This is a genomic window from Umezawaea tangerina, assembly GCF_003002815.1.
GTDB lineage: Bacteria > Actinomycetota > Actinomycetes > Mycobacteriales > Pseudonocardiaceae > Umezawaea > Umezawaea tangerina.
Window position 1 is genome coordinate 540,308 of record NZ_PVTF01000006.1, and the last position, 22,123, is coordinate 562,430.

Annotated in this window: 26 protein-coding genes; 15 read left to right on the forward strand and 11 right to left on the reverse strand. The window is 72.1% G+C overall.

Annotated features, from left to right (window positions below):
• Nucleotides 1–55 precede the first annotated feature (55 nt).
• From CLV43_RS22690 to CLV43_RS22705, 4 genes are all read right to left on the reverse strand, one after another.
• Nucleotides 56–1,036: an SDR family NAD(P)-dependent oxidoreductase gene (locus CLV43_RS22690; protein WP_106189237.1), complete on the reverse strand. Its 981-nt coding sequence runs from the start codon at nt 1,034–1,036 to the stop codon at nt 56–58.
• A complete protein-coding gene (locus tag CLV43_RS22695; protein ID WP_106189238.1) occupies nt 1,033–2,094 on the reverse strand; it encodes a Gfo/Idh/MocA family protein in 1,062 nt (353 codons plus the stop codon). Before CLV43_RS22695 ends, CLV43_RS22690 begins: the two co-directional genes overlap by 4 nt.
• Nucleotides 2,094–3,590 carry a sugar transferase gene (locus CLV43_RS22700; RefSeq protein ID WP_106189239.1) on the reverse strand — a complete coding sequence of 499 codons (1,497 nt, stop codon included), beginning with the start codon at nt 3,588–3,590 and terminating at the stop codon, nt 2,094–2,096. The genes CLV43_RS22695 and CLV43_RS22700 overlap by 1 nt, the downstream gene beginning before the upstream one ends.
• Before the next feature lie 915 nt (nt 3,591–4,505).
• A complete protein-coding gene (locus CLV43_RS22705; RefSeq protein WP_106189364.1) occupies nt 4,506–4,736 on the reverse strand; it encodes an RNA-binding S4 domain-containing protein in 231 nt (76 codons plus the stop codon).
• A 22-nt stretch (nt 4,737–4,758) separates the two neighbouring features.
• Here CLV43_RS22705 and CLV43_RS22710 point away from each other — a divergent pair, with 22 nt between their 5' ends.
• The 4 genes from CLV43_RS22710 (at nt 4,759) to CLV43_RS22725 (ending at nt 7,023) form a co-directional block, all read left to right on the forward strand.
• Nucleotides 4,759–4,953: a hypothetical protein gene (locus tag CLV43_RS22710; protein WP_106189240.1), complete on the forward strand. Its 195-nt coding sequence runs from the start codon at nt 4,759–4,761 to the stop codon at nt 4,951–4,953.
• A 102-nt stretch (nt 4,954–5,055) separates the two neighbouring features.
• A complete protein-coding gene (locus CLV43_RS22715) occupies nt 5,056–5,808 on the forward strand; it encodes a DUF742 domain-containing protein (protein WP_106189365.1) in 753 nt (250 codons plus the stop codon).
• 28 nt (nt 5,809–5,836) lie between these two features.
• Nucleotides 5,837–6,682 (forward strand): MerR family transcriptional regulator, encoded by an 846-nt coding sequence (locus CLV43_RS22720; protein WP_245886813.1) that lies wholly within the window; start codon nt 5,837–5,839, stop codon nt 6,680–6,682.
• Between the two features lie 53 nt (nt 6,683–6,735).
• Entirely contained in the window at nt 6,736–7,023 is a 288-nt protein-coding gene (locus CLV43_RS22725) for a WhiB family transcriptional regulator (protein WP_106189241.1), read from the forward strand.
• 1 nt (nt 7,024) lies between these two features.
• Here CLV43_RS22725 and mug read toward each other — a convergent pair whose 3' ends face one another.
• Complete coding sequence (gene mug, locus CLV43_RS22730) at nt 7,025–7,558, reverse strand: G/U mismatch-specific DNA glycosylase (protein WP_106189242.1); 534 nt, start codon at nt 7,556–7,558, stop codon at nt 7,025–7,027.
• A 105-nt stretch (nt 7,559–7,663) separates the two neighbouring features.
• Here mug and CLV43_RS22735 point away from each other — a divergent pair, with 105 nt between their 5' ends.
• Complete coding sequence (locus tag CLV43_RS22735) at nt 7,664–8,119, forward strand: hypothetical protein (protein ID WP_211304480.1); 456 nt, start codon at nt 7,664–7,666, stop codon at nt 8,117–8,119.
• Here CLV43_RS22735 and CLV43_RS22740 read toward each other — a convergent pair.
• The 3 genes from CLV43_RS22740 to CLV43_RS22750 form a co-directional block, all read right to left on the reverse strand.
• A complete protein-coding gene (locus CLV43_RS22740) occupies nt 8,065–8,496 on the reverse strand; it encodes a sunset domain-containing protein (protein WP_106189243.1) in 432 nt (143 codons plus the stop codon). The genes CLV43_RS22735 and CLV43_RS22740 overlap by 55 nt on opposite strands.
• A gap of 211 nt (nt 8,497–8,707) precedes the next feature.
• Nucleotides 8,708–9,712 (reverse strand): BON domain-containing protein, encoded by a 1,005-nt coding sequence (locus tag CLV43_RS22745; protein ID WP_146174874.1) that lies wholly within the window; start codon nt 9,710–9,712, stop codon nt 8,708–8,710.
• A gap of 158 nt (nt 9,713–9,870) precedes the next feature.
• The gene (locus tag CLV43_RS22750; RefSeq protein ID WP_245886814.1) at nt 9,871–10,449 is read right to left on the reverse strand and encodes a helix-turn-helix domain-containing protein; all 579 of its coding nucleotides are present in this window, start codon (nt 10,447–10,449) and stop codon (nt 9,871–9,873) included.
• A gap of 58 nt (nt 10,450–10,507) precedes the next feature.
• On the opposite strand from CLV43_RS22750, the gene CLV43_RS22755 reads away from it, so the two are divergent.
• The 3 genes from CLV43_RS22755 to CLV43_RS22765 are packed head-to-tail and all read left to right on the forward strand — an operon-like array spanning nt 10,508 to nt 12,954.
• Complete coding sequence (locus tag CLV43_RS22755; protein ID WP_106189246.1) at nt 10,508–11,479, forward strand: NAD(P)/FAD-dependent oxidoreductase; 972 nt, start codon at nt 10,508–10,510, stop codon at nt 11,477–11,479.
• A complete protein-coding gene (locus CLV43_RS22760; protein ID WP_106189247.1) occupies nt 11,476–12,084 on the forward strand; it encodes a class I SAM-dependent methyltransferase in 609 nt (202 codons plus the stop codon). The genes CLV43_RS22755 and CLV43_RS22760 overlap by 4 nt, the downstream gene beginning before the upstream one ends.
• Before the next feature lie 48 nt (nt 12,085–12,132).
• Nucleotides 12,133–12,954, forward strand: coding sequence for an LLM class flavin-dependent oxidoreductase (locus CLV43_RS22765; RefSeq protein WP_106189248.1), 822 nt, complete (start codon nt 12,133–12,135; stop codon nt 12,952–12,954).
• Nucleotides 12,955–13,003: 49 nt separating this feature from the next.
• On the opposite strand, the gene CLV43_RS22770 is transcribed toward CLV43_RS22765, so the two are convergent.
• The 3 genes from CLV43_RS22770 to CLV43_RS22780 form a co-directional block, all read right to left on the reverse strand.
• Nucleotides 13,004–14,539, reverse strand: a complete 1,536-nt coding sequence (locus CLV43_RS22770) for a flavin-containing monooxygenase (protein ID WP_106189249.1) — start codon at nt 14,537–14,539, stop codon at nt 13,004–13,006.
• On the reverse strand, nt 14,536–15,006 hold the full coding sequence (locus CLV43_RS22775) for a cupin domain-containing protein (RefSeq protein WP_245886818.1): 471 nt from the start codon (nt 15,004–15,006) through the stop codon (nt 14,536–14,538). The genes CLV43_RS22770 and CLV43_RS22775 overlap by 4 nt, the downstream gene beginning before the upstream one ends.
• 108 nt (nt 15,007–15,114) lie before the next feature.
• Nucleotides 15,115–15,882, reverse strand: coding sequence for an IclR family transcriptional regulator (locus CLV43_RS22780; RefSeq protein ID WP_106189250.1), 768 nt, complete (start codon nt 15,880–15,882; stop codon nt 15,115–15,117).
• 98 nt (nt 15,883–15,980) lie between these two features.
• Between CLV43_RS22780 and CLV43_RS22785 the strand changes: the two genes are divergently transcribed.
• Genes CLV43_RS22785 through dmpG form a run of 7 tightly spaced genes read left to right on the forward strand, consistent with a single transcriptional unit; the run spans nt 15,981 to nt 21,749 of the window.
• Nucleotides 15,981–16,736, forward strand: a complete 756-nt coding sequence (locus CLV43_RS22785; RefSeq protein WP_245886823.1) for an SDR family oxidoreductase — start codon at nt 15,981–15,983, stop codon at nt 16,734–16,736.
• Nucleotides 16,736–17,239, forward strand: a complete 504-nt coding sequence (locus CLV43_RS22790; RefSeq protein WP_106189251.1) for a cupin domain-containing protein — start codon at nt 16,736–16,738, stop codon at nt 17,237–17,239. The genes CLV43_RS22785 and CLV43_RS22790 overlap by 1 nt, the downstream gene beginning before the upstream one ends.
• Nucleotides 17,236–18,114, forward strand: coding sequence for an alpha/beta fold hydrolase (locus tag CLV43_RS22795; RefSeq protein WP_106189252.1), 879 nt, complete (start codon nt 17,236–17,238; stop codon nt 18,112–18,114). The genes CLV43_RS22790 and CLV43_RS22795 overlap by 4 nt, the downstream gene beginning before the upstream one ends.
• Nucleotides 18,111–19,040, forward strand: a complete 930-nt coding sequence (locus tag CLV43_RS22800; protein ID WP_106189253.1) for a DODA-type extradiol aromatic ring-opening family dioxygenase — start codon at nt 18,111–18,113, stop codon at nt 19,038–19,040. The genes CLV43_RS22795 and CLV43_RS22800 overlap by 4 nt, the downstream gene beginning before the upstream one ends.
• On the forward strand, nt 19,037–19,840 hold the full coding sequence (locus tag CLV43_RS22805; RefSeq protein ID WP_106189254.1) for a 2-keto-4-pentenoate hydratase: 804 nt from the start codon (nt 19,037–19,039) through the stop codon (nt 19,838–19,840). Before CLV43_RS22800 ends, CLV43_RS22805 begins: the two co-directional genes overlap by 4 nt.
• Nucleotides 19,837–20,745, forward strand: a complete 909-nt coding sequence (locus CLV43_RS22810; protein WP_281262174.1) for an acetaldehyde dehydrogenase (acetylating) — start codon at nt 19,837–19,839, stop codon at nt 20,743–20,745. The genes CLV43_RS22805 and CLV43_RS22810 overlap by 4 nt, the downstream gene beginning before the upstream one ends.
• A complete protein-coding gene (dmpG, locus tag CLV43_RS22815) occupies nt 20,742–21,749 on the forward strand; it encodes a 4-hydroxy-2-oxovalerate aldolase (protein ID WP_106189255.1) in 1,008 nt (335 codons plus the stop codon). The genes CLV43_RS22810 and dmpG overlap by 4 nt, the downstream gene beginning before the upstream one ends.
• Nucleotides 21,750–22,123 lie beyond the last annotated feature (374 nt).

The window sequence follows — 22,123 nt, forward strand, 5'->3', positions numbered from 1 at the left end:
AGCGGGCCGAAAGTTGTTCAACCGCAGCGACATACGCCCAACCGGTCCTCTTTGGTCACGCAGGGCGACCGGCGGACTCCGCGGCCCACCAGTCGACCAGACCCCGAAGACCGTCCGACAGCCCGATCTCCGGCTTCCAGCCGAGGTCCCGCGCGGCCGCGCCGATGTCGGCCAGCCTGCGCGTGACGCCGTTCACCTTGCGCTCGGGACCGTGCTCCAGCTCCAGGTCCGACCCCATGGCCGCCAGCAGCTCCAGCGCGAGTCCTTTGAGGCTGGTCTCCTGGGAGCTCGCGATGTTGTAGACGGTATCCGTGACGTCCGCGCGCGCCGCGAGGACGTTGGCGCGGGCGATGTCGTGGACGTGGACGAAGTCCATCGTCTGCGCGCCGTCGCCGAAGATCAGCGGCGGCTCGCCGGAGTTGATCCGCTCCATCCACCGGATCAGCACCTCGGTGTACAGCCCGTGCACGTCCATCCGCGGTCCGTACACGTTGAAGTACCGCAGCGCCACGTAGTCCAGGCCGTTCATGGCGTGGAAGCTGCGCAGCATCCCCTCGTTGAACGCCTTCGCGGCGCCGTAGAAGGTGTCGTTGTTGTACGGGTGGTGCCGCTCGGTCGTCGGGAACGACTCGGCGAGCCCGTAGACCGACGCCGACGAGGAGGCGACCACCTTCTTGACGTTCGCGGCCGCGGCGGCCTCCAGGACCGTGAAGGTCCCGTCCACCAGGCACTCCAGCGCGAGCCGCGGTTCCTCGGCGCACTGGGTGATGCGGATCGCGGCGAGGTGGAACACGAGGTCGATGCCCTCGGTCAGCCCGCCGACGAGGTCGCGGTCGTTGATGTCGCCCTCGACGACCGTGACCCGGTCGCTCGCCAGGGCGTCGGCCAGGTTCTCCCGGCGGCCGCGGACGAAGTTGTCCAGCACGACCACCTCGGTGGCCCCGGCCTCGACGAGCTGGTCCACCACGGCGGAGCCGATGGTACCCGCTCCGCCGGTGACCAGCGCGCGCTGGCCCGCGATGGGCTGCTGGCTCATGAGGTGCCGCCTCCACTGCTCGTTGGTCCGTCGACCTGCTGCACGGGGACGAACGCCCCGCCGTTGGCCAGGCTCTCCGACGCCGCCTCCAGGATCGCCAGCACGCGCAGGCCGGCGCGGCCGTCGGTCAGCGGCGGGCGGCCCTCGGTGATCGAGGCCGCGAACTCCGCCATGACACCGCGCAGCGCCTCGCGCTCGGGCAGCGCGGGGGCGACCATGTCGCCGGTGCGGTAGGAGATGATCTTGTGCTCGCGTTCCCGGTCGACACCGCGGTCGTAGACCGACAGGCGCTGCGTCGGGTTCAGGTCGTCCCACACCACCGTGCGGGCCGAACCGCCGATCACCATCGTGCGGATCTTGGTGGGGGACAGCCAGTTCACGTGCACGTGCGTGATGGAACCGTTGGACAGCCTCATGGTCAGGTGCGCGACGCAGGCGTGGCCCGCCCCGATGGGGTCCGAGCCGTGCGCGGAGACCTCGACCGGCCGCACGTCGTCGGGCAGGATCGCCTCGAAGATCGACAGGTCGTGCGGCGCCAGGTCCCACAGCACGTCCACGTCCGGCTGCACCAGGCCGAGGTTGATCCGCACCGAGTCGATGTACTGGATCTCGCCCAGCTCGCCGCCGCGCACGAGCTCGCGCAGGTGGCTCACGGCCGGGGTGTAGCAGAAGGTGTGGTCCAGCATGAGGGTCAGGCCGCGGCTCTCCGCGGCGTCGACCAGCTTGCGGCCGTCGGCGAAGTTCGCCGCCAACGGCTTCTCCACCAGCACGTGCTTGCCCGCCTCCAGCGCGGCCATGGCGACCGGGAGGTGGGTGGCCGCGGGGGTCGCGATCGCGACCGCGTGCACCTCCGGGTCGGCCAGCACGTCGTCGAGCGAGCCGGACACGGCGACCGTCGAGTACTCGCCGAGCACGCGGCGGGCGCGCTCCACGTCGAGGTCGCAGAGGTAGCGCAGGTTCAGCCCTGGAGTCGCCTGTGCGTTGCGCACGAGGTTCGGACCCCAGTAACCCGCGCCGATCACGGCGATGCCGATCGGCGTCACGTCGTCCCTTTCCATCAGTAGGCTCCTTGGCCGCCGAAGACGGCGCGGAAGGTCTTCCACAAGATGAGCGCGTCGAGGGCGAGAGACCAGTCCTCGACATAGCGCAGGTCGAGTCGCACGGACTCTTCCCACGAGAGGTCGCTTCGGCCGCTGACCTGCCACAGCCCGGTCAGTCCGGGCTTCACCAGCAGGCGGCGGCGCACTTCGGGGGCGTACTTCGCGCTCTCCTCGGGCAGCGGCGGCCGGGGGCCGACCAGCGACATGGTCCCGGAGAGCACGTTGAGCAGCTGCGGCAGCTCGTCGACCGAGTAGCGGCGCAGCAGTCTGCCGACCTTGGTCACGCGGGGGTCCTTGCGCATCTTGAACAGCACGCCGGAGCCCTCGTTGACCGACGCGAGCTTGGTGCGCAGCGCGTCGGCGTTGGTGACCATGGTGCGGAACTTGACGATCGTGAACTCCGCGCCGTCCTTGCCGACGCGGCGCTGCCGGTAGAACACCGGGCCCCGGCTGTCGATCATCACGGCGGCGGAGACGAGCAGGAGCAGCGGGGTGAACGCGAGGATCAGGGCGATGGCGCCGATCCGGTCGACGCACGCCTTGATCGCCCAGCGGAAGCCGGTGAACGCGGGCTCGCTGACCCGCAGCAGCGGCATGCCCAGCACACCGGTCACGTGCAGGCGCGGGCCCGCGAAGTCCATGAGGGCGGGCGCGACGACCATCTCGGTGCCGGTGCCCTCCAGGTCCCAGGCGAGCTGCTGGAGCCTGCGCGGCGTCCAGTAGGCGTCCGGGGTGACGGCGACGATGCGGTACCCGCCGCGGCGGACCTGCTCGGCCAGGTCGCGGAAGCGGCCGACGACCGGCACGCCCTCCAGGTCGATGCCGAGCGCGGCCCGGCCGTCCAGGGTGCAGATGGCGTCGACCCGCCAGCCGAGGTGCGTGGCCTTGCGGGTGCGGGAGATCAGGTCCCCGACCGTCGCCACGTTCCCCGCGGCGAGCACCGGCAGCAGGCAGCGTCCTTCGGAGCGCGCGCGGTGCAGCGGCCTGCGGAGCAGGTAGCGGAGGGGGAAGACGACGAGCGCGATGGCCGGGCCCACCACGAACACCCAGAGGCGGGCGCCGGGGATGTCCACCGCGAGCGCGCCGAAGCCGAGCGCGACCACCGACGCGAACAGCCCCCTGCCGAGCCTGCGGAACTCCTCCGCGCCCTGGCCGAGCACGTTCGCGTTCCACACCCGGCTCAGGTACAGCGAGCCGAGCACGACGGCCACCGTCAGCACCTCGAGCGTGAGGATCGACATGGGGACGAAGGCGCTGTGCCGCGCCGCCATCAGCCCGCCGAACGAGGCGACGACCAGGATGGTCGCCAGCACGTCGCCGAGGATGACGCCCCGTCGGTACCGCGACTCCCACGCGGCCACCGGCGGGTGCGTCTGCCGAGGCGACTGCACCGTGCCCGTCGGGACGATCCCCACGACCGGTCTGCGTCGTGTGGGTTGGACCTGCTCACTCATCGTGGTTCTCCCCCGGTTCGGCCGGTTCGGACGTGCACGTTCGCAGGGCGTCCCCGAGGACCCGCGTGGTACGGCAATTGGTTGACCGACAGCTCATGCGAAACCGGACATCTTTGAACGCGACGAACCGGCACTTGCAAACCATCATTCGTTCGATCACCCACGGGCGTTACAGACATAGTCCGACCCGACTCGGGAATTTCCGAAAGTGACCCGGCAGGTTCACCGGGTAACCACCGGTGACACCCATTACCAGTTGGCGACGCGTTAGACCAAACCGACGAGGAGACTGCTCGAAACCCCTACAAACAGATGAGCCGCACGACATATCGTTCCGACCCGGCGGCCCGTTACAGACACTCTGCGTAGAGTTCTCCAAGTAGGCGTACGGCCGCACTTGATGGGCCGAAAGACCCTTGTCCCATGTGGACGAACCCGCTGCGCGATCACCCATTCACCCTGCGGAGGCAGCTATTCAGAGCAGCAGGCCGTGGCGTTCCCGTGACGGCGGGAGAAACGCGGGCGCCCGGTTGGCTCAGCGCGCGCTACGCGGATGATCAGCACTTAGTTGAACGATGTGGCGTACGTCATCCTCGCCTTCCGGCGCGCCGCCGCGAGAACGCGGTGAATCCGTGCGGGCGCGTTTCCGGTCACCGCCGGGGTGGATCCGGTCGGCGACTCGGCCGGGAAGATCACCGCGTTGGGACGGATGAACCAAGAAGTCGAGCAGGCCTCGCATAATCGGGGCGGCAGTATTCATCGGGAATCCATCGGGCATTCGACATCCGGATGAGGACACAGCCGTTATCCGGATGTCGGCACCCACTTGATGAGGGTGCCGACACCCACTTGACGGGAATGAGCGACCGAAAAGGAGCGGTCGGGAAAAACTGGCAACGGAACGACGTCCGCGCCCTAGTGCGCGGCGTGCAACCGGGCGCGCTCGTCACCCACGGCGACCACGTCGCCGTGGTGCAGCTGGGCGCCGCGCCGGATCTCCAGCCTGCCGTTGACGGTGACCTCGTCGCCGTCGATGAGCTCCTTGGCGTGCGAGCCGTCCTCCGCCAGTCCGGCGAGCTTCAGGAACTGGCCGAGCCTGATCATGTCGTCGGCGATCTGCACGTCTCGGATGGGCGGCTTGGTCATCGGCACATGGTACGACTTGACCATGAACAAGTGGGTATCCGTGGTGGTGGGCGCACTGCTCGTCCTGTTCGGCGCGGTGTGGACGCTGCAGGGTCTGAACGTGATCAAGGGCAGCTTCATGACGGGGCAGCAGCTGTGGACGGCGATCGGCCTGCTGGCCGTCATCGGCGGCATCACGCTGCTGGTCACCGGTCTGCGCAAGAAGCGCACCGGGTAACCAGGAATGCACGAGGTCGAAACGTCCGCGCAACGAGCCGTGCGTGGTTCCGTCTAGCGTGTCCGTGACGGACGATGCACTCTGGGTGGCGACGTGGTGGTCATGGTGGACGGCTCGGGCTTGGGTGCGGCGGGTGGCGGGCGCAGGCGCCGCCGCTCCCTGCGGGGCGAGGTCGGGCAGACCGGGGCCAGGTTCGGGTCGCCCTCGCTGCGCCGGACCATCGAGGAGGAAGAGGTCGAGCCTCCGCACGAACCGGAGCACTTGGCGGAGGCGGTCCCCAAGCCCCGCAAGGCGCGGCGCTCGCTGCGCGGCCAGGTCGGGCAGACCGGCGCGAGGTTCGGGTCGTCCGCGCTCCGGCGGACGCTGGAGCAGGAGCCCGAGGAGACGCCCCTCGAGGAGACGGCCGCGTTCGAGCACGACTTCGACTACGTGGAGCCGATCCCGGAGCCGCAGTACGAGGACCAGCGGTACGGGGTCCCCCAGCAGGAGGAGCCCCACTACGAGGAGACCGGCAAGTCGCTGGTCCGCCCGTACGCCTGGACGGGCGGCCGCACGACGGCGGACCACGACCTGCGGCTCGAGACCCTGATCTCGGTGACCGAGGGCGGTTTCCACACCGCCATGCGCTCCACGAGCCCGGAACAGCGGTCGGTCGTGGAGATGTGCGCGCTGCCGCGGTCGGTGGCCGAGGTCTCCGCGGTCCTGTCGATCCCGCTGGGGGTGGCCAGGGTGCTGCTGAGCGACCTCATCGGCATGGGGGTCGTCTCGGTGCACGAGACCAACGGCGGCTCGGCGGGCGGCCAGGCCGACCTCGTGCTGCTGGAACGCGTTCTCCACGGTCTCCGCCGCCTCTGAGGCATATGCTTCGCCACCGGAAGAGGTGGTGATCATCGTGAGCGACGGCGCCCGCTGGAGCGCGGGGGCTGTGGCGCGCACGCTCGGCATCTCCCCCACGACCCTGCGGACCTGGGACCGGCGCTACGGGCTCGGCCCGCGCACCCGCGAAGAGGGCAAGCACCGCCGCTACGACGACATCGACGTGGCCAGGCTGCGCCGGATGCTGGAGCTCACCGGGCAGGGCGTCGCGCCCGCGGCCGCGGCCACCATGGCCCGCGGCGGCGTCGGGCCCGTCCCCGAGTTCCACGACCTCGTCAGCGCCTCGGACCGGCTGGACGCCCCGAGGCTGACCCGGCTCACCACCGCGCTCGTCTCCGCACTGGGCGTGGTGGAGGCGTGGGAGGCCGTGCTGATGCCGTTCCTGGTCGAGCTCGGCGAACGGGCGGAGGACCGGGGCGGCGGCATCGGCGTCGAGCACGTCGCGACCGACGCCATGCTCCAGGCGCTGCACCGGGTCGGGGACCCGGTCGAGAACGGCCGACTGCCCGCGCTGCTGGCGAGCGCCCCGGAGGAGCAGCACACCCTGCCGCTGGTGGCGCTGGCCGCCGCGCTGGCCGAACGCGGCTGCCCGTCGCGCAACCTCGGTGCCCGCGTGCCGCCCGCCGCCCTGCTCAGCGCCGTGCGCCTGCTGTCGCCGAGCACCGTGGTGCTGTGGGCCCACGACCGGGCGCACGCCCGGAGCGTGCCGCTGGAGGAGGTGGCCGAGGTGTCCGCGGTGCTGCTCGGCGGATCCGGCTGGGACGGCCTGCCCCTCCCCGAGGGCGCCCGGCGGCCGGTGTCCCTGCGCGACGCGGTCGAAACCGTGTTCATCATCTCGGGTGTTCCGAGTTGAACCGATATTGAATCGAATTTAGAGTGGTGACCACCGAGCGAGGATGTGGTCACATGCCCGAGTTGTCCCGACTGCCGGTTCCGGTCGCCGAATCGTGGGACTGGCAGCTCCGCGGCCTGTGCCGCGGCGTCGACAGCTCGTTGTTCTTCCACACCCCCAACGAACGCGGCGCGGCCCGCGACCGCCGGGAGACCAGGGCCAAGGAGATCTGCGGGAACTGCCCCGTGCAGCGCGAGTGCCGCGAGCACGCGCTCACCGTGGAGGAGACCTACGGGGTGTGGGGCGGGCTGGGCGAGAGCGAGCTGCGCAGGCTGATCTCGCTGGCCCACAAGCGCTCGTGAGCTACCGCCCGAGGGACTCCCGCAGCTCGGCGAACGCGTCCCCCAGGTCGGGGAGCTGGTAGTGGGCGTTGAGGCCGCTGGGGTTGGGCAGCACCCAGAGCCGGGCGTCCGCGAGGAGTTCCTCCTGCGCTCCCACCACGGCCTTCTTGCGCCCGAAAGCGGTCCGGTACGCCGTGATCCCGACGACGGCGACCACCTCTGGCCGGTGTTCCGCGGCCATCTCGGCCAGCCGCACGGCTCCGGCGCGCAGTTCTTCGGCGGTCAGCTCGTCGGCGCGGGCCGTGGCCCTCGCCACCAGGTTCGTGATGCCCAGCCCGAGACCGAGGAGCTCGTCCTGCTCGGCGGCGGCGAACACGCGTGGCGTGAACCCGCCGCGGTGCAGCGCGGGCCAGAACCTGTTGCCGGGCCTGGCGAAGTGGTGCCCGGTGGCCGCGGAGTACAGACCGGGGTTGATGCCGCAGAACACCACGTCCAACCCCGGACCGAGGACGTCCGGGAGGAGCTTGCCCCGCGCGGCGGACAGGTCGGGGCTCATGCCCACATCATCCACCACCCCTAGTCGGCCGCGGACGATCAGGGGTTGTCGGGGCCCCCGCGCCGCGCGAGCCTGGGTTTCGACACCAACCGAGGAGTGTTCGACATGAGCTGGTTCCCCAGGGCGCTCGGGGCCGCCACCGCCGTCTACAGCGCGGCCGTCATCGCCAAGCCCGAGGTGCTGACCGGGCCGACCGGCCTCGGCGACTCGCCCTCGTCGCGCACGCTGGGCACGGCCGTGGGGGTGCGCGACCTGGTGTCCGGGTTGGCCGTCGCGCTCGCGCCCTCGAGTGTGCCGCTCCGACTGGCGCTGCTGGCCAGGGTCGCGATGGACATCGGCGACAGCGTCGTGCTCGGCCTGGCCGCTCCGGACAAGGCGACCCGCACCAAGGTCGTCGGCGTCGCGCTCGGCTGGGCCGCGGTCAACGCGCTCGCGCTGCTCGCGACCCGTGGGAAGACCGACGAGGACCAGGGCTGGCAGTGGGACCCGCGCTGGTCGGACCCGAGCTACTGGGCCGACCCGGCGAGCTGGGAGCGGGAGCGCGGCGACCAGGCCGTGTAGCCCGCGCGCTCGGCCTCCTCTACCGAGCGGAACCGGACGTCGCCCTTCATCCGGCGGTAGTACGGCGAGAGCTCGGTGTGGAAGATCCGCGACTTGGAGTTGCCCTTCACCGGGAGGTCCACTTCGGACTCCGGCTCCGGACGGCGCGGCCCGGGTTCCGGAACGTCCACTTCGGACTCGGTCCGCGCGGTCCTGGTGCGTGGCTCGGGGACGACCACGACGGTGGGCGCGGCCAGCGCCGCGACCGGTCTCGGGGCCGCGGCCGCCTCGGCGCGCAGCCTCCGGACGAGCGCCCTCATGGGCAGCCAGGTGAGCAGCGAGCCGGCGAGGAACGCACCCGCGCACAGCACGAACATCTGCGTGAACAACCAGAGCACAACGAACTCCTAGGGTCTGTTTCCCGACTCCCGTCAGAGGGGAGCCGGGCACGGGGCGGTGCCCGCTGTCGTCGCACGTGGGCCGTCCGCCGTGTCCGGGGCCGCCCCTGGCCCGACCGGGCCCCGGAGTGGTGACCACGGTCCTCGACGGGAGTCTCCCGCCAAGCCACTCGCCCGGTTCGGCTCCCCGGCGGGTGTCGCGGTCACCCCGCTAGCGGACGAGGATGTCCACCTGGCGGGAGGTGTCGGTGGACTCGGGCGCGTCGTCGAGGCTGACCGCCGTCTCCACCATGGCCGGGTTCACCCCCTGTCCGAGGACGACGTCGCGGACCATGCGGGCGCGGGTCTCGGCCAGGCCGCGGGCGTCTGCGGCGGCCGCCGACGCGTGCCCGCGCACCGTGATGGTGGCGCGCGGCGCGACCAGCAGCATCCGCGCGACCCGTTGGACCAGCACCGGCCCGTGGCCCTGCCACGTCGTGGTGTCCGGCTGGAAGCGGATGCTGCCGTTGCCGCCGACGAGCCGGTTGATCGAGTCGCCGAGCGCGGGCAGGTCGAGGGCGCTGTCCTGGATGGACGGTCCCACCTCGATCGCCGGTGCGACGCGCAGGTTCCCGGCGGCACCGGTGAGCACGCCCCCGAACGTCGTGGCGCGCTGCTCGTCCACGACCGTCGCGCGCGCCGTCAGCACACCGCCCTGCACCACGCCGGTGAAGTCGTGGACGCCGTTGTCCACGACCGCGCCCGCGATCGAGGCGGCCACGGCGGGCGCGACCGGGAGCCGCTGCCCCGCCTTCGGCGCCAGCACGTCGGTGACCCGGTGGTCACCCGCGCGGGCGGTGACCGCCTCGACCAGCGCACTGCGCTCGGCGGCGTCGGCGGGCGTCCCCGCCAGCACGATCTCGTTGGCGCGCACCAGGAGCAGCAGCTGGCCGGGCTCGGCGTCGTGCACCGTCACGGCGGTGACACCGGGCACCGCGGCCACGAGCGCCTGCACCCGCGCCGACTCCCGCGGCACGACACCGGACACGGTGACCCGGCGCCCGTCGACGGACACCGCGCCGTCGGCGTTCCCGGACTCGTCGATGGCGTGCGCGACCCGGTCGCCCAGGTCCCGTTCGATCCGGTGCCCTTGCACCAGCACGCCGGTCGCCGCCAGGAGCGCGGGCACGAGGACGGCGCCGACGAGCCAGGGTCGCGGTGGTCGGGGTTTCAGCACCGGGTGTTGGTACCCGATGGCGGTGTCCAATTGCGAACCGCGATACCGGAAATCGCAGGTTGTGGCCGCAAGTTCACCCGACGAGGTGACACCAATCAGCCAGGATGATGATCATCACCCGTCGGCCGGGCGAACCACCGTGACACCCCGGCCGCTCCTCACCCGCCGGACCTGGCCCGCAGGTGGGCGCGTTCGCCCTGCCTGCCGAACAGGCTGAGCACCTCGACGGGCGTGCTGTCGGCGCTGCCGAACCAGTGCGGCACGCGGGTGTCGAACTCGGCGGCCTCGCCGGGCGTGAGCACCATGTCCCGGTCGCCCAGCACGAGCCGCAGCCGCCCGCTCAGGACGTAGATCCACTCGTAGCCCTCGTGCGTCTTGGTCTCCGGGACGCCCGACCCCCTGGAGGGGACGACCAGCTTGTAGGCCTGCACGCCGCCCGCGCGCCGGGTCAGCGGCACCATGGTCAGGTCGCCGCGCTTGACCGGGCGCAGGTGCACCCGCGGGTCGCCGGTCGCGGGCGCGCCGACCAGCTCGTCGATCTGCACCCCGTAGGCGCGCGCCAGCGGCAGCAGCAGCTCCAGCGTCGGCTTGCGCTGGCCCGACTCCAGCCGGGACAGCGTCGAGACGGAGATGCCGGTCGCGGCGGACAGGTCGGTCAGCGTGGTCTCGCGCTGCCTGCGCAGCGCGCGCAACCGGGGGCCGACCGCGGTGAGCACGGAACTGAAGTCGTCGTCCACGTTGCCATAATGGCAAAGATCTTTGCCCGCTGCCCGGCCTCCGCCGCACAGTGGTGGCATGAACGAGGACGTGGTGGACGTGGTGGTGGTCGGCGGCGGGGCCGCGGGCCTGAGCGCGGCGGTGGTGCTCGGCAGGGCGCGCCGCTCGGTCGTGGTGGTGGACGCGGGGGCACCGCGCAACGCCCCCGCGGCGGGGGTGCACGGGTTCCTGACCCGTGACGGGATGAGCCCGGCGGAGCTCGTGGCGACCGGCCGCGAGGAGGTCGTCCGCTACGGCGGCGAGGTCGTGTCCTGCGTGGCGACCGGCGCCCGGCGGGTCGACGGAGGGTTCGCCGTCGACCTGGCCAACGGCGACGCGGTGCTCGGACGGCGGTTGGTCGTGGCCACCGGGCTGGTCGACGAGCTGCCCGACGTGCCGGGGCTGGCGCAGCGGTGGGGCCGCGACGTCGTGCACTGCCCCTACTGCCACGGCTGGGAGATCCGCGACCGGGCGATCGGCGTCCTGGGCACCGGGCCGATGGCCGCGCACAGCGCGCTGCTGTTCCGGCAGTGGAGCGACGACGTGGTGCTGTTCCGCGGCGCCGCGTCCGAGCTCACCGCCGAGCAGGCCGAGCAGCTGGCCGCGCGCGGCATCACCGTCGTCGAGGACGAGGTGGCCGGGCTGGAGGTCCACGACGACCGGCTCACCGGCGTGCGGCTGCGCTCCGGCGAGGTCGTCGCCCGGCAGGCCCTCGCCGTCACCTCCGCACTGCGCTCCCAGGCCGACGTGCTGCGCGCGCTGGGCCTGGAGACCGCACCGCTGGAGATCATGGGCCACCGCTTCGGCGACCACGCCGAGGCCGACCCCACCGGCGCCACCTCGATCCCCGGCGTGTGGGTCGCGGGCAACGTCACCGACCCGCTCGCGCAGGTCGTCATGGCCGCGGCCGCCGGGGTGAAGGCCGCGGCCGCGGTGAACGCCGACCTGATCGCCGAGGAGACCGCCGCGGCCGTGGCCGAGCTCCGCTCCCGCGCGGCGGTGGCCCGATGACCGAGGCGTTCTGGGAGGAGCTGTACCAGGCCCGCGACCGGGTGTGGAGCGGGAAGCCGAACAGGTTCCTGGTCGACGTGGTCGAGCCGCTCACGCCGGGCACCGCGCTCGACCTGGGCTGCGCCGAGGGCGCCGACGCCGTGTGGCTCGCCGGCCGCGGCTGGAAGGTGACCGCCGTCGACGTCTCGCCCACCGCCCTGCGTCGCGCCGAGGCCGCCGCCGAGGGCCTGGGCATCTCCTTCGAGCGGCACGACCTCGGCGAGACGTTCCCCGAGGGCACCTACGACCTCGTCTCGGCCCAGTTCCTCCAGTCACCCGTGGAGTTCCCGCGGGAGGAGGTGCTGCGGCGGGCGGCCGCCGCGGTCGCGCCCGGCGGGCTGCTGCTGGTCGTCGAGCACGCCTCCGCTCCTCCGTGGTCGGGGATGGGCGGCGACGTCCGGCTGCCCACGGCCGCCGAGACCCTGGCCGGTCTGCGCCTGGAGGACGGGGCTTGGACGGTCGAGCGCGCGGACGCGCCGGAGCGCGAGACCACCGGACCGGAGGGGCAGACCGCGACCGTGGCGGACAACGTCATCGCCGTCAAACGGGTGAATTCACCGGGCTGAGGAAGGGCGTTGTAGGTTGCCCCCGTCCACGTACCTGGAGGGGATCCCTTGACCCGCAACGCTTTCCGCAGTGCCGTCTACCTGCCGCCGTTCGGCCCGTTCGGTGATCCGGCGGTGCTGGTCGACCTGGCCGTGCGGGCCGAGGCGGCGGGCTGGGACGGAGTGTTCCTGTGGGACCACGTGGTCGCGGGCGGACTGCCCGTCGTGGACACCTGGACGACGCTGGGCGCGATGGCGCAGGCGACCTCGCGGGTGCTGCTGGGACCGATGGTCACCCCGTTGGCCCGACGCCGCCCGTGGGTGGTGGCCCGGCAGGCCTCCACGGTCAGCAGGCTCTCCGGCGGGCGGCTGGTGCTGGGCGTGGGACTGGGGTCCGACGAGTCCGGCGACTTCAGCCGCTTCGGCGAACCGGTCGCCCCCGCCGTCCGGGCGTCGATGCTGGACGAGGGCCTCGACGTCCTGCGCGCCGTGTGGTCGGGCGAGGCGTGGCGGCACGACGGCCCGCACCACCGCGTGGACCTGCCGGCATCGGCACCCGAACCGCACCCGATCCCCTTGTGGGCCGCCAGTTCCACCGGCGGCCCCGCCGTGCTCCGCCGAGCCGGGACCTGCGACGGCGTCTTCCCCAACCCGGAGGACCGCACGATGTCCCCCGCCGACGTGGCGGCCCTCGCGGCGGCGGTGCGCCCCACCGGACGGCCGTTCGACATCGCCGTCACCGGCAACGCCAGCCACGCCTGGGAGGAGCCGAAGCACGTCGACCTCACCGGGCTGGCCGACGCGGGCATGACCTGGTGGATGGAGTCCCTGATCCACTTCGACCCGCTGGCGCTGTCCCTGGAGGTCGTCGACGCCGGACCGCCGCGGTGAGGTGGTGGTGACCGGTCACCGCGCGCGGAGCGGCGACCGGTCACCGGTCTCACCCCGCGATGTCGCGCGGTCGCGCGTCCTCCACCGTGGGAGCCTGTGGCACCGCCTCGGAGCGCGGCTCGGCGGACGCGAGCCGCGCGACCAGGGCGGGCGTGACACCCCGGTAGGCCGCCGGGTCGATCGGGTTCAGCCAGTGCGAGGCGCGGACGCGGGCCTTGATGTCCAGGTCCAGGTCGCCGAGCACCTCGTCGACGTTGTGCATGGAGAACGGGATGATCTTCGTGCCCCGGCAGTGGTGCCGGTCGGTGGCGTCGTCCATGAACTCCAGCTGCTCCACCACCGCCCGCCGCATCGCCGCGTCGTCCGGCAGCTCCACGATCCCGGCGACGTCGGCGGCGATCCACACCGCGGCCATCTCCGCGTTCAACGGGCTGAAGAACGACGAGTTGTAGCCGTTGAAGTACAGCCCCGGCACGCCGATCGGCCGGATCTGCCGGTACAGCAGGAAGTTCCCGCGCTCGTCGAACAGCCGCTCCTGCACGTCGGGGTCCAGGAACGGCACGCCCTGGGTGAACCCGGTCGCGCACACCACCAGCTCGGCGGGCAGGACGGTGCCGTCGGCCAGCTCGGCCCACGGCTTCCCCTCCTTCTCCAGCAGCCGGGTGATGACCTGGTCGCGGCGGACCGCGATGGCCCCGTCCTCGACGCCCTCGAAGAACCCCTCGGTCGCGAGGCCGATGGCCCCGCGGACGATGTCCTCCATGTGCCCCTTGGGAACCAGCCCGAGCTTCGCGAGCCCGAACTGCCGCACCGACACCGAGCCGACCGAGTTGAGCATGCTCCGCCGCACCCCGTTGCCCGGCCCGTGCAGGAACTTCTCGAACCCGCGCAGCCGGATGTAGCGGAACAGCGCCTCGCCCATCCGGGTCAGCAGCAGCATCTTGAAGTTCAGCACGCCCGCGATCCTGCGAGGCACCTTCCACAGCAGCTGCCGGGCGATCACGTCGGTGCTCGCGGCGACCTTGCTGATCGGCACGGCCACGTCGCAGGCCGACTTGCCGTAGCCGACGACGAGCACGTGCTTGCCGCGCGCCTCCTCGGCGTCGTGGAACTCCGTGCCCGCCAACAGCTCCCCGCCCGCGGCGGTGAACTCCTCGACGCCGGGGTAGGCCGGGACCAGCGGCTCGCAGAACACGCCGTTCGCGACGACGAGCCGGTCGAACACCTCGGCGCCGTCACGGGTCAGCACGGTCCACCGGCCGTCGGAGGTGCGCGCCGCCGAGGTCACCTCGGTGCCGAGCCGCAGCACCTCGTCCACCCCGAACTCCGCGGCGTAGGCGGCGAAGTAGGCCTGGATCTGCGCGCCGGTAGGCCACTCGGGGTAGTCCTTGGGCATCGGGAAGTCCGACAACGAGTACTGCGCCTTGGAGCTCTGCGTCGTCACGCCGGGGTAGCGCCGGGTCTCGCTCCACACCCCGCCGACGTCGGGGGTCCTGTCGTAGACGAGCACGTCGTGACCGGCTTGCAGCAGCACCTTGGCGGTGGTGAGGCCGGCGACCCCGGCACCGATGATGGCGATCCTCATGGCTGCTGGACCTCCGCGGGGAGCCGCAGCTCGATGCCGAAGTCCGCCATGATCCCCTTCATCGCGGAGATGTCCTTCGGACCGGGGGGCATGTCCGCCAGGGCCTGGTAGTACCGCTCCAGCCCGGCGGGCGAGACGACGGAGATGACCCGCGACTCCTCGCGGTAGGGGTTCTTGAACGCGTGCACGACGTCGCGGGGCAGGAACAGGTAGTCGCCCTGCTCCAGGACGAAGTCCTCGCCGCCGAGGTGGACCTCGAGGCGTCCGGTGAGGCAGATGAACGACTCGTCCTCGCGGGTGTGGACGTGCGGGGGCGGGCCGTTGGTCTCCGGCGGGATCGTGTACTCGAAGAGCGAGTAGGCGTCGTGGGTGGACTTGCCGTCCGTCTTCATCGTGATGCCGAGCCCGATCGCCGCGATCGCGTGGCCGTCGCGGGAGGGGAGCAGGTAGCCACCGCCCAGGGTCACCGGGGTCTCCTTCGGTCGTCGGGTGTGTCAGCGCTCACAGCGTGGGGTGGGGTGCCGACATCCGCCAAACCGGAGTCCCGCTCAGCGGGACTCTTTCTCCCGCGGTGGTCACCTCCTGGTGGCGTACGCCCTCGACGCGGCGGCCGCGGCGAGCCGCACCGCGGGTCCGATCCGGTCCGGTTTCACCAGGGTGGTCGGGCCGGTGACCGACAGGGCCGCGACCACGTCGCCGAGCGGGCCGAAGATGGCCGCTGCCACGCAGTTCACCCCGATGTTGCCCTCCTCTCGGTCGACCGCCCAGCCCCGGTGCGGGATGGCCGCGAGCTCGCGCAGGATCGCCACGGGCGTGGTGAGCGTGCGCGAGGTCCGCGGCGTGAGGCCCGCCGCCAGCACCGACTCGACGGTCGCGACGTCGGAGTAGGCGAGGATCGCCCGCCCCAGTCCCGAACAGTGGGCCGGTATCGTCCCGCCGACCTGGGACAGCATCGGCATCGGCTGGTGACCGGTGATCTTCTCCACCACCAGCACCTGCGCGCCCTTGAGGACGCCGAGCTGCACGGTGGTCCTCGTCGCGTTGTACAGGTCCTGGAGGAACGGCAGCACGGCCTCGCGCAGCTCGTGCCGGATCGGCGCCAGGCCGGAGAGCTCGAACAACCGGTTCCCGATGCGGTAGCGGTCCTTCGGCTTGTCCAGCCAGCCGAGCTTGATCATGCGGTCGGCGGTGCGGTGCGTCGTCGACCTGGGCATGCCGCACCGGGCCACGAGCGCGGCCAGGGTCAGCTCCCGGTGCGTGGCGTCGAACGCGCCCAGGATCGCGGCCGCCCGGTCGAGACCGCCCACTGCTTCCGAAGTGCCGTCCCGCTGAGCGGGACTCATCGTTGGCTCCACGAGTTCACACGGGCCAGGCTAACCCCGTAGCGACCGGCGACACACCGAGCTCCAGGAGGCCCGTCATCACCACTCGGACCGCACTCGTGGGTGGCGGCGCCACCGGCATCGGGCACGCGACCGCCGAACACCTGGCGCGCGCCGGCCACCAGGTCGTGATCACCGGACGGCGCGTCGACGCGCTCGACGCCGCGGTGCTGCGGCTGAAGGCGAGCACCGGCGCGGACGTGCACGGACTGGTCAACGACGTGGCGGACCCGGCGGCCGCGCAGGCGGCCGTGGACGAGGTGGAGAGCCGGTTCGGCTCCTTGGACGTCCTCGTGCTCAACGCGGGCGGCCCGCCTCCCGGCCGGATCCTGGACGTCGGCGACGAGCAGTGGCGGGCGGCGTTCGACCTCCTGCTGCTCGGGCCGCTGCGGCTGGCCCGGCTCGCGCTGCCGAGGATGGCGACCGCGGGCTTCGGCCGGGTGGTGTTCGTGACGTCGACCGCGGTGCGGCAGCCGCAGCCCGACCTCGCGGCATCGGTCGTGCTGAGGTCCGCGGTCACCGCCGCCGCGAAGCTGCTCTCGCGGGAGTACGCGGACATGGGCGTCACGGTGAACTGCGTCGCGCCCGGCGCCACGGCGACCGACCGGCGCAGACAGGTCCTGGCCAACCGCGCCGAGGCCGCGGGCCGCGACTACGCCGAGATCGAGGCGCACGACGCCGAGAGCATCCCCGCGGGGCGCGCCGGGCAGCCGGGGGAGATCGGGGCGGCGGTGGCCTTCCTGGCCTCCGAGGCCGCGAGCTACGTGAACGGGACCGTGCTGGCGGTCGACGGTGGACGAACGGAGACGATCTGATGGCCGAGTCCGGACCCGACTTCAGCATGGCCGACTTCCTCGGCTCGATAGCCGACGTCGTCCGCCCCAGCACCCTGCGGCCGGTCGTCGTGCGGGCGGCGGAGCTGGAGACCCTGCCCGCCGCGCAGGTGCACAACCCCACGACGCTGTCCATCGCCGGGAAGCTGCCGACCGCGACGTTCGAGATCTTCCGGCAGACCATCCCGCCGGGCCTCACCTCGGACATGCAGCGCCACCACCACGAGACCGTGCACTACGTCATCTCCGGCGACGGCCACAGCGAGGTCGAGGACGAGACCGGGACCTGGTCGACCGGCGACTTCGTCTACACGCCGCCGTGGACGTGGCACCGGCACTACAACGACTCCACCGAGCACCCGGTCGAGTTCCTGACCATCGAGAACTCCCGGCTGCTCAACGCACTCGGCGTCGGACGGCGGCAGAGCGCCGGTCTGGCGACCCTCGCGGAGGCCCGCGCCCGCTTCAAGGAGGAGACCTCGTGAGCGACCTGCCCGAGCACATCAGCATCTGGGGCGAGCTGGCGGACGTGGACCACCAGCTGCGCCACGTGCACGTCGACGGGGTCCGCACCCGCGTGCTGCAGGCCGGGTCCGGACCGGACCTGGTCCTGCTGCACGGGACCGGCGGCCACCTGGAGGCCTACGCCCGCGACATCGCGGGGCTGGCGGCGGACTTCCGGGTCACCGCCTACGACATGGTCGGCCACGGCTGGTCGGACCTGCCGGACAAGCCGTACACGATCGACGTGCTCTCGGCCCACCTGATCGGGCTGATGGACGCGCTCGGCATCGGCTCCGCGCACCTGTCCGGCGAGTCGCTCGGCGGCTGGGTGGTCGCCTGGACCGCCGCGCACCACCCGGAACGCGTCGACAGGCTGGTGCTGAACACGCCCGGCAACATCGCCAACAAGCCCGAGGTGATGGCCAGGATGCGCGACAGCACGATGGCCGCCGTGCGAGACCCCAGCGACGAGACCGTGCGCCGCCGCGTCGAGTTCCTGTTCCACCACAAGGAGATGGTGACCGACGAGCTGGTGGGCCTGCGCCGGTCCGTCTACAGCCGACCGGGCTTCGTCCAGGCGATCACCAACACCCTCGTGCTCCAGGACCCGTTGGTGCGCAAGGACTTCGCCTGGGACCCGAGCTGGGTCGGCAAGGTGGCGGCGCCGACGTTGCTGCTGTGGACCGAACACGACCCCACCGGTGGTCTCGACGAGGCCGCGATGCTGCTGGAGTGGCTGCCCGACGCCCGCCTGCACGTGATCGCGGACGCGGGGCACTGGCCGCAGTGGGAGAAGCCCGACGAGTACCTGCGGACCCACCACGACTTCCTCGTCCTCGGCAAGGACCCGGTATGAGCGAGATCATCGGCTTCGTGGGCATGTCCCACTCGCCCTTCGCGACCATGACACCGCCCGCGGACCCGGCGCAGCCCGGCGGCGCGTTCATGGCCGACGCCGACCGCGTCGCCGAGGCCGTGGCCCGGTTGGCGCCCGACGCCGTCGTCGTGGTGGGGCCCGACCACTTCCACGCCAACTTCTACGACGTGATGCCGCCGTTCGTCCTCGGTGTCGAGGAGGCCATCGGCTTCGGCGACTTCGACAGCCGGTCGGGACCGCTGCCGGTCGCCTCGCAGCTGGCGTGGTCGATCCGCGACGGGCTCGCGGCCGACGGGTTCGACCTGTCGCTGTCCTACTCGCTCACCGTCGACCACGGCGTCGTGCAGAGCTACGAGATGGTGACCGGCGGGTCCCCGATCCCGCTGGTGCCACTGGTCGTCAACACCGCCGCGCCGCCGCTGCCGTCGATGGACCGCTGCGTCGCGCTCGGCCGGGCGCTGGGCGCGGCGATCCGCGGGTCGGAGTTCGCCGGACGGGTGCTCGTGGTCGCCAGCGGCGGGCTGTCGCACTGGCTGCCGTCCAACGACCCCCGCGAGGTGGACGGGGACAGGCGCGAGTCGGTGATCCACGGGCGCAAGGACGTCCGGGCGGTCGCCGCCGTGCGCGAGCCGAGGGTGCGGGCCATGGGCGGCAACCCCGACGCGCGCGTGAACGCGGACTGGGACGACTGGTTCCTCAAGCAGCTGGTCGCCGACGACGCGGCGCCGGTCACGGCGCTGGGCGACGCGGCGCTGGAGGACAACGCGGGCAGCGGCGGGCACGAGATCCGCTCCTGGCTGATCGGGCAGGCGGCCGTGGGGCTGCCGCTGGTGTGGACGAGCTACGAGCCCGTTCCCGAGTGGATCACCGGGATGGGCATCGGCGCGACTTTCGAGGTGACATGACGACCGACGTGTCCGGGACCCGCGTGGCTTCCCTGCGACTGGCTTCCGCCCGCGCCGAACGACGGCCGTGCGCCCCGGTGCGCGACCTGCTGCCCGAGGGCGACATCGCCGCCGCCTACGCCGTGCAGTCGGTGTGGGTGCGGGAGCGGGTCGCGGCGGGCGCGACCGCGGTGGGCCGCAAGATCGGGCTCACGAACCCGGCCGTGCAGCGGCAGCTCGGCGTCGACCGGCCGGACTTCGGCGTGCTGCTCGACGACATGGCCTGCTCCGCGTACGCGCCGATCGACATCGGCAGGCTGCTGCAGCCCAAGATCGAGGCCGAGATCGCGTTCGTGCTCGCGCACGACCTCGCGGGCGACGGGGCGATCGGCCCGGCCGAGGTCGCCGCCGCGACCGGGCACGTGGTGGCCGCGCTGGAGATCGTGGACAGCCGGATCGCCGACTGGGACATCCGCATCGTCGACACCGTGGCGGACAACGCGTCGTCGGGGCTGTTCGTGCTGGGCGACAAGCCGGTGCCGCTGGACGGCCTCGACCTGCCCTCGTGCGCGATGAGCCTGTGGCGCGACCACGAGGTCGTGTCGCAGGGCCACGGCTCGGACTGCCTTGGCGACCCGCTCACGGCCGTCGCCTGGCTGGCCACGACCTCCCGCGACCTCGGGTACCCGTTGCGCGCGGGCGAGGTCGTGCTGTCCGGGGCGCTCGGTCCGATGGTGCCGGTCTCCCCCGGCGACCGGTTCCGGGCCTCCGTCACCGGCGTCGGCGAGGTCTCCGCCGCGTTCTCCGGGGGCACGTCGTGAAGGTCGCGGTGATCGGCTCCGGCAACATCGGCACCGACCTGATGATGAAGGTGCTGCGGCTGGGCGAGCACGTGGAGATGGCCGCGCTGGTCGGCATCGACCCCGAGTCGGACGGTCTCGCACGGGCCCGTCGGCACGGCGTCGCGACCACGTCCGACGGTGTCGAGGGCCTGGTCGCCATGCCGGGGTTCGACGACATCGGCCTGGTCTTCGACGCCACCTCGGCGGGCGCCCACGCCGCCAACGCCCGTGCCCTCGCCCCGTTCGGCACCCGGCTGGTCGACCTCACCCCCGCCGCACTCGGGCCGTTCGTCGTCCCCGCGGTCAACCTGGAGCGGCACCTGGACGCGCCGGACGTCAACATGGTCACCTGCGGCGGGCAGGCGACGATCCCCGTGGTCGCGGCCGTGTCGAGCGTGACGCCCGTGCCGTACGCGGAGATCATCGCGTCGATCGCCTCGAAGTCCGCCGGGCCGGGCACCCGCGCCAACATCGACGAGTTCACCGAGACCACGGCGTCGGCGATCGAGTCCGTCGGCGGCGCGGGCCGCGGCAAGGCCGTCATCATCCTCAACCCGGCCGAACCGCCGCTCGTCATGCGCGACACGGTGTTCTGCCTGGTCGCCGACCCCGACCACGGCCTGATCACCTCGTCGGTCGAGCGCATGGTCGCCCAGGTGTCGGCCTACGTCCCCGGCTACCGCCTCAAGCGCCCGGTCCAGATCACGCCCGTCGACGACTCCGTGCACACCCTCGTCGGCGACCAGCGCGTGACGCACCGGGTGAGCGTGTTCCTCGAGGTGGAGGGCGCCGCCCACTACCTCCCCGCGTACGCGGGCAACCTCGACATCATGACCTCGGCCGCCCTGCGGGTCGGCGAACGCATCGCGGAGGCGACCCGATGACCAGGCGGCTGTTCATCCAGGACGTCACGTTGCGGGACGGCATGCACGCCACCCGCCACCGCATCCCGCCGTCGAAGGCGGCCGAGGTCGCCGCCGCGCTCGACGCCGCGGGCGTGGACGCCATCGAGGTCGCCCACGGCGACGGCCTCTCCGGTGCCAGCCTCACCTACGGGCCCGGCAGCAACACCGACTGGGAGTGGATCGAGGCGGTCGCCGCGTCCATCTCCCGCGCCCGCCTCACCACCCTGCTGCTGCCCGGCATCGGCACCGTCTCGGACCTCAAGCACGCCTTCGGTCTCGGCGTCCGCTCCGTGCGCGTCGCCACCCACTGCACCGAGGCCGACGTGGCCGCCCAGCACATCGCCACCGCCCGTTCGCTGGGCATGGACGTGGCCGGGTTCCTCATGATGAGCCACCTCGCACCGCCGGAGGAGCTGGCGCGGCAGGCCAAGCTCATGGAGTCCTACGGCGCGCACTGCGTGTACGTCACCGACTCCGGCGGCAGGCTCACCGTCAACGGCGTGCGCGACCGCGTCCGCGCCTACCGCGCCGTCCTCGACCCCGCCACCGAGATCGGCATCCACGCCCACGAGAACCTGTCGCTCTCGGTCGCCAACTCCCTCGCCGCCGCCGAGGAGGGCGCCACCCGCGTCGACGCCTCCCTGGCGGGCCACGGCGCGGGTGCGGGCAACTGTCCTATCGAGCCGTTCATCGCCGTGGCCACCCTGGAGGGCTGGGGCCACGGCTGCGACCTGTTCCGCTTGCAGGACGCCGCCGACGACCTCGTCCGCCCCTTGCAGGACCGCCCGGTCCGGGTCGACCGCGAAACCCTGACCCTCGGCTACGCAGGTGTCTACTCCAGCTTCCTCCGCCACGCCGAGTCCGCCGCCGCCACCTACGGCGTCGACGTCCGCGTCCTCCTTCTCGAAGCGGGCAACCGCGGCCTCGTCGGCGGCCAGGAGGACATGCTCGTCGACATCGCCTTGGACCTGACGACCAGGTGACCCCTGTGCGACGCTCGCCCCCATGCGTCCTTCACTGTTCGAGCACGCGGGCGGCACCCCCGCCTTCCTCGCACTGGCCGCCGCCCACCACACCCGCTGCCTCGCCGACCCCGAACTGAACCACCCCTTCTCCAAAACCGACCAACACCCCGCCCACGTCGAACACCTCGCCGCCTACTGGGCCGACTCAGGCACAGGAGTACCCAAAGACCTCGACATGCCACGGTGGGACTGGAACGGCTTGGTCTCACCATCAACCTGAAACCAAGCGGGCACCCACAACACCGGAACCAAAAGCCAACGACCCAACAACGCCGGAACAGCAAACACAAGTCACCCAACAACGCTGAAAGCGAACACCGCCCACCCAACAA

What these genes read in the sequence shown, in the direction of transcription:
- CLV43_RS22690 (WP_106189237.1), bottom strand. Translation starts at nt 1,036, where the DNA reads ATGAGCCAGCAGCCCATCGCGGGCCAGCGCGCGCTGGTCACCGGCGGA.
- CLV43_RS22695 (WP_106189238.1), bottom strand. Translation starts at nt 2,094, where the DNA reads ATGGAAAGGGACGACGTGACGCCGATCGGCATCGCCGTGATCGGCGCG.
- CLV43_RS22700 (WP_106189239.1), bottom strand. Translation starts at nt 3,590, where the DNA reads ATGAGTGAGCAGGTCCAACCCACACGACGCAGACCGGTCGTGGGGATC.
- CLV43_RS22705 (WP_106189364.1), bottom strand. Translation starts at nt 4,736, where the DNA reads ATGACCAAGCCGCCCATCCGAGACGTGCAGATCGCCGACGACATGATC.
- CLV43_RS22710 (WP_106189240.1), top strand. Translation starts at nt 4,759, where the DNA reads ATGAACAAGTGGGTATCCGTGGTGGTGGGCGCACTGCTCGTCCTGTTC.
- CLV43_RS22715 (WP_106189365.1), top strand. Translation starts at nt 5,056, where the DNA reads ATGGTGGACGGCTCGGGCTTGGGTGCGGCGGGTGGCGGGCGCAGGCGC.
- CLV43_RS22725 (WP_106189241.1), top strand. Translation starts at nt 6,736, where the DNA reads ATGCCCGAGTTGTCCCGACTGCCGGTTCCGGTCGCCGAATCGTGGGAC.
- mug (WP_106189242.1), bottom strand. Translation starts at nt 7,558, where the DNA reads ATGAGCCCCGACCTGTCCGCCGCGCGGGGCAAGCTCCTCCCGGACGTC.
- CLV43_RS22735 (WP_211304480.1), top strand. Translation starts at nt 7,664, where the DNA reads ATGAGCTGGTTCCCCAGGGCGCTCGGGGCCGCCACCGCCGTCTACAGC.
- CLV43_RS22755 (WP_106189246.1), top strand. Translation starts at nt 10,508, where the DNA reads ATGAACGAGGACGTGGTGGACGTGGTGGTGGTCGGCGGCGGGGCCGCG.
- CLV43_RS22760 (WP_106189247.1), top strand. Translation starts at nt 11,476, where the DNA reads ATGACCGAGGCGTTCTGGGAGGAGCTGTACCAGGCCCGCGACCGGGTG.
- CLV43_RS22770 (WP_106189249.1), bottom strand. Translation starts at nt 14,539, where the DNA reads ATGAGGATCGCCATCATCGGTGCCGGGGTCGCCGGCCTCACCACCGCC.
- CLV43_RS22780 (WP_106189250.1), bottom strand. Translation starts at nt 15,882, where the DNA reads ATGAGTCCCGCTCAGCGGGACGGCACTTCGGAAGCAGTGGGCGGTCTC.
- CLV43_RS22790 (WP_106189251.1), top strand. Translation starts at nt 16,736, where the DNA reads ATGGCCGAGTCCGGACCCGACTTCAGCATGGCCGACTTCCTCGGCTCG.
- CLV43_RS22800 (WP_106189253.1), top strand. Translation starts at nt 18,111, where the DNA reads ATGAGCGAGATCATCGGCTTCGTGGGCATGTCCCACTCGCCCTTCGCG.
- CLV43_RS22805 (WP_106189254.1), top strand. Translation starts at nt 19,037, where the DNA reads ATGACGACCGACGTGTCCGGGACCCGCGTGGCTTCCCTGCGACTGGCT.
- dmpG (WP_106189255.1), top strand. Translation starts at nt 20,742, where the DNA reads ATGACCAGGCGGCTGTTCATCCAGGACGTCACGTTGCGGGACGGCATG.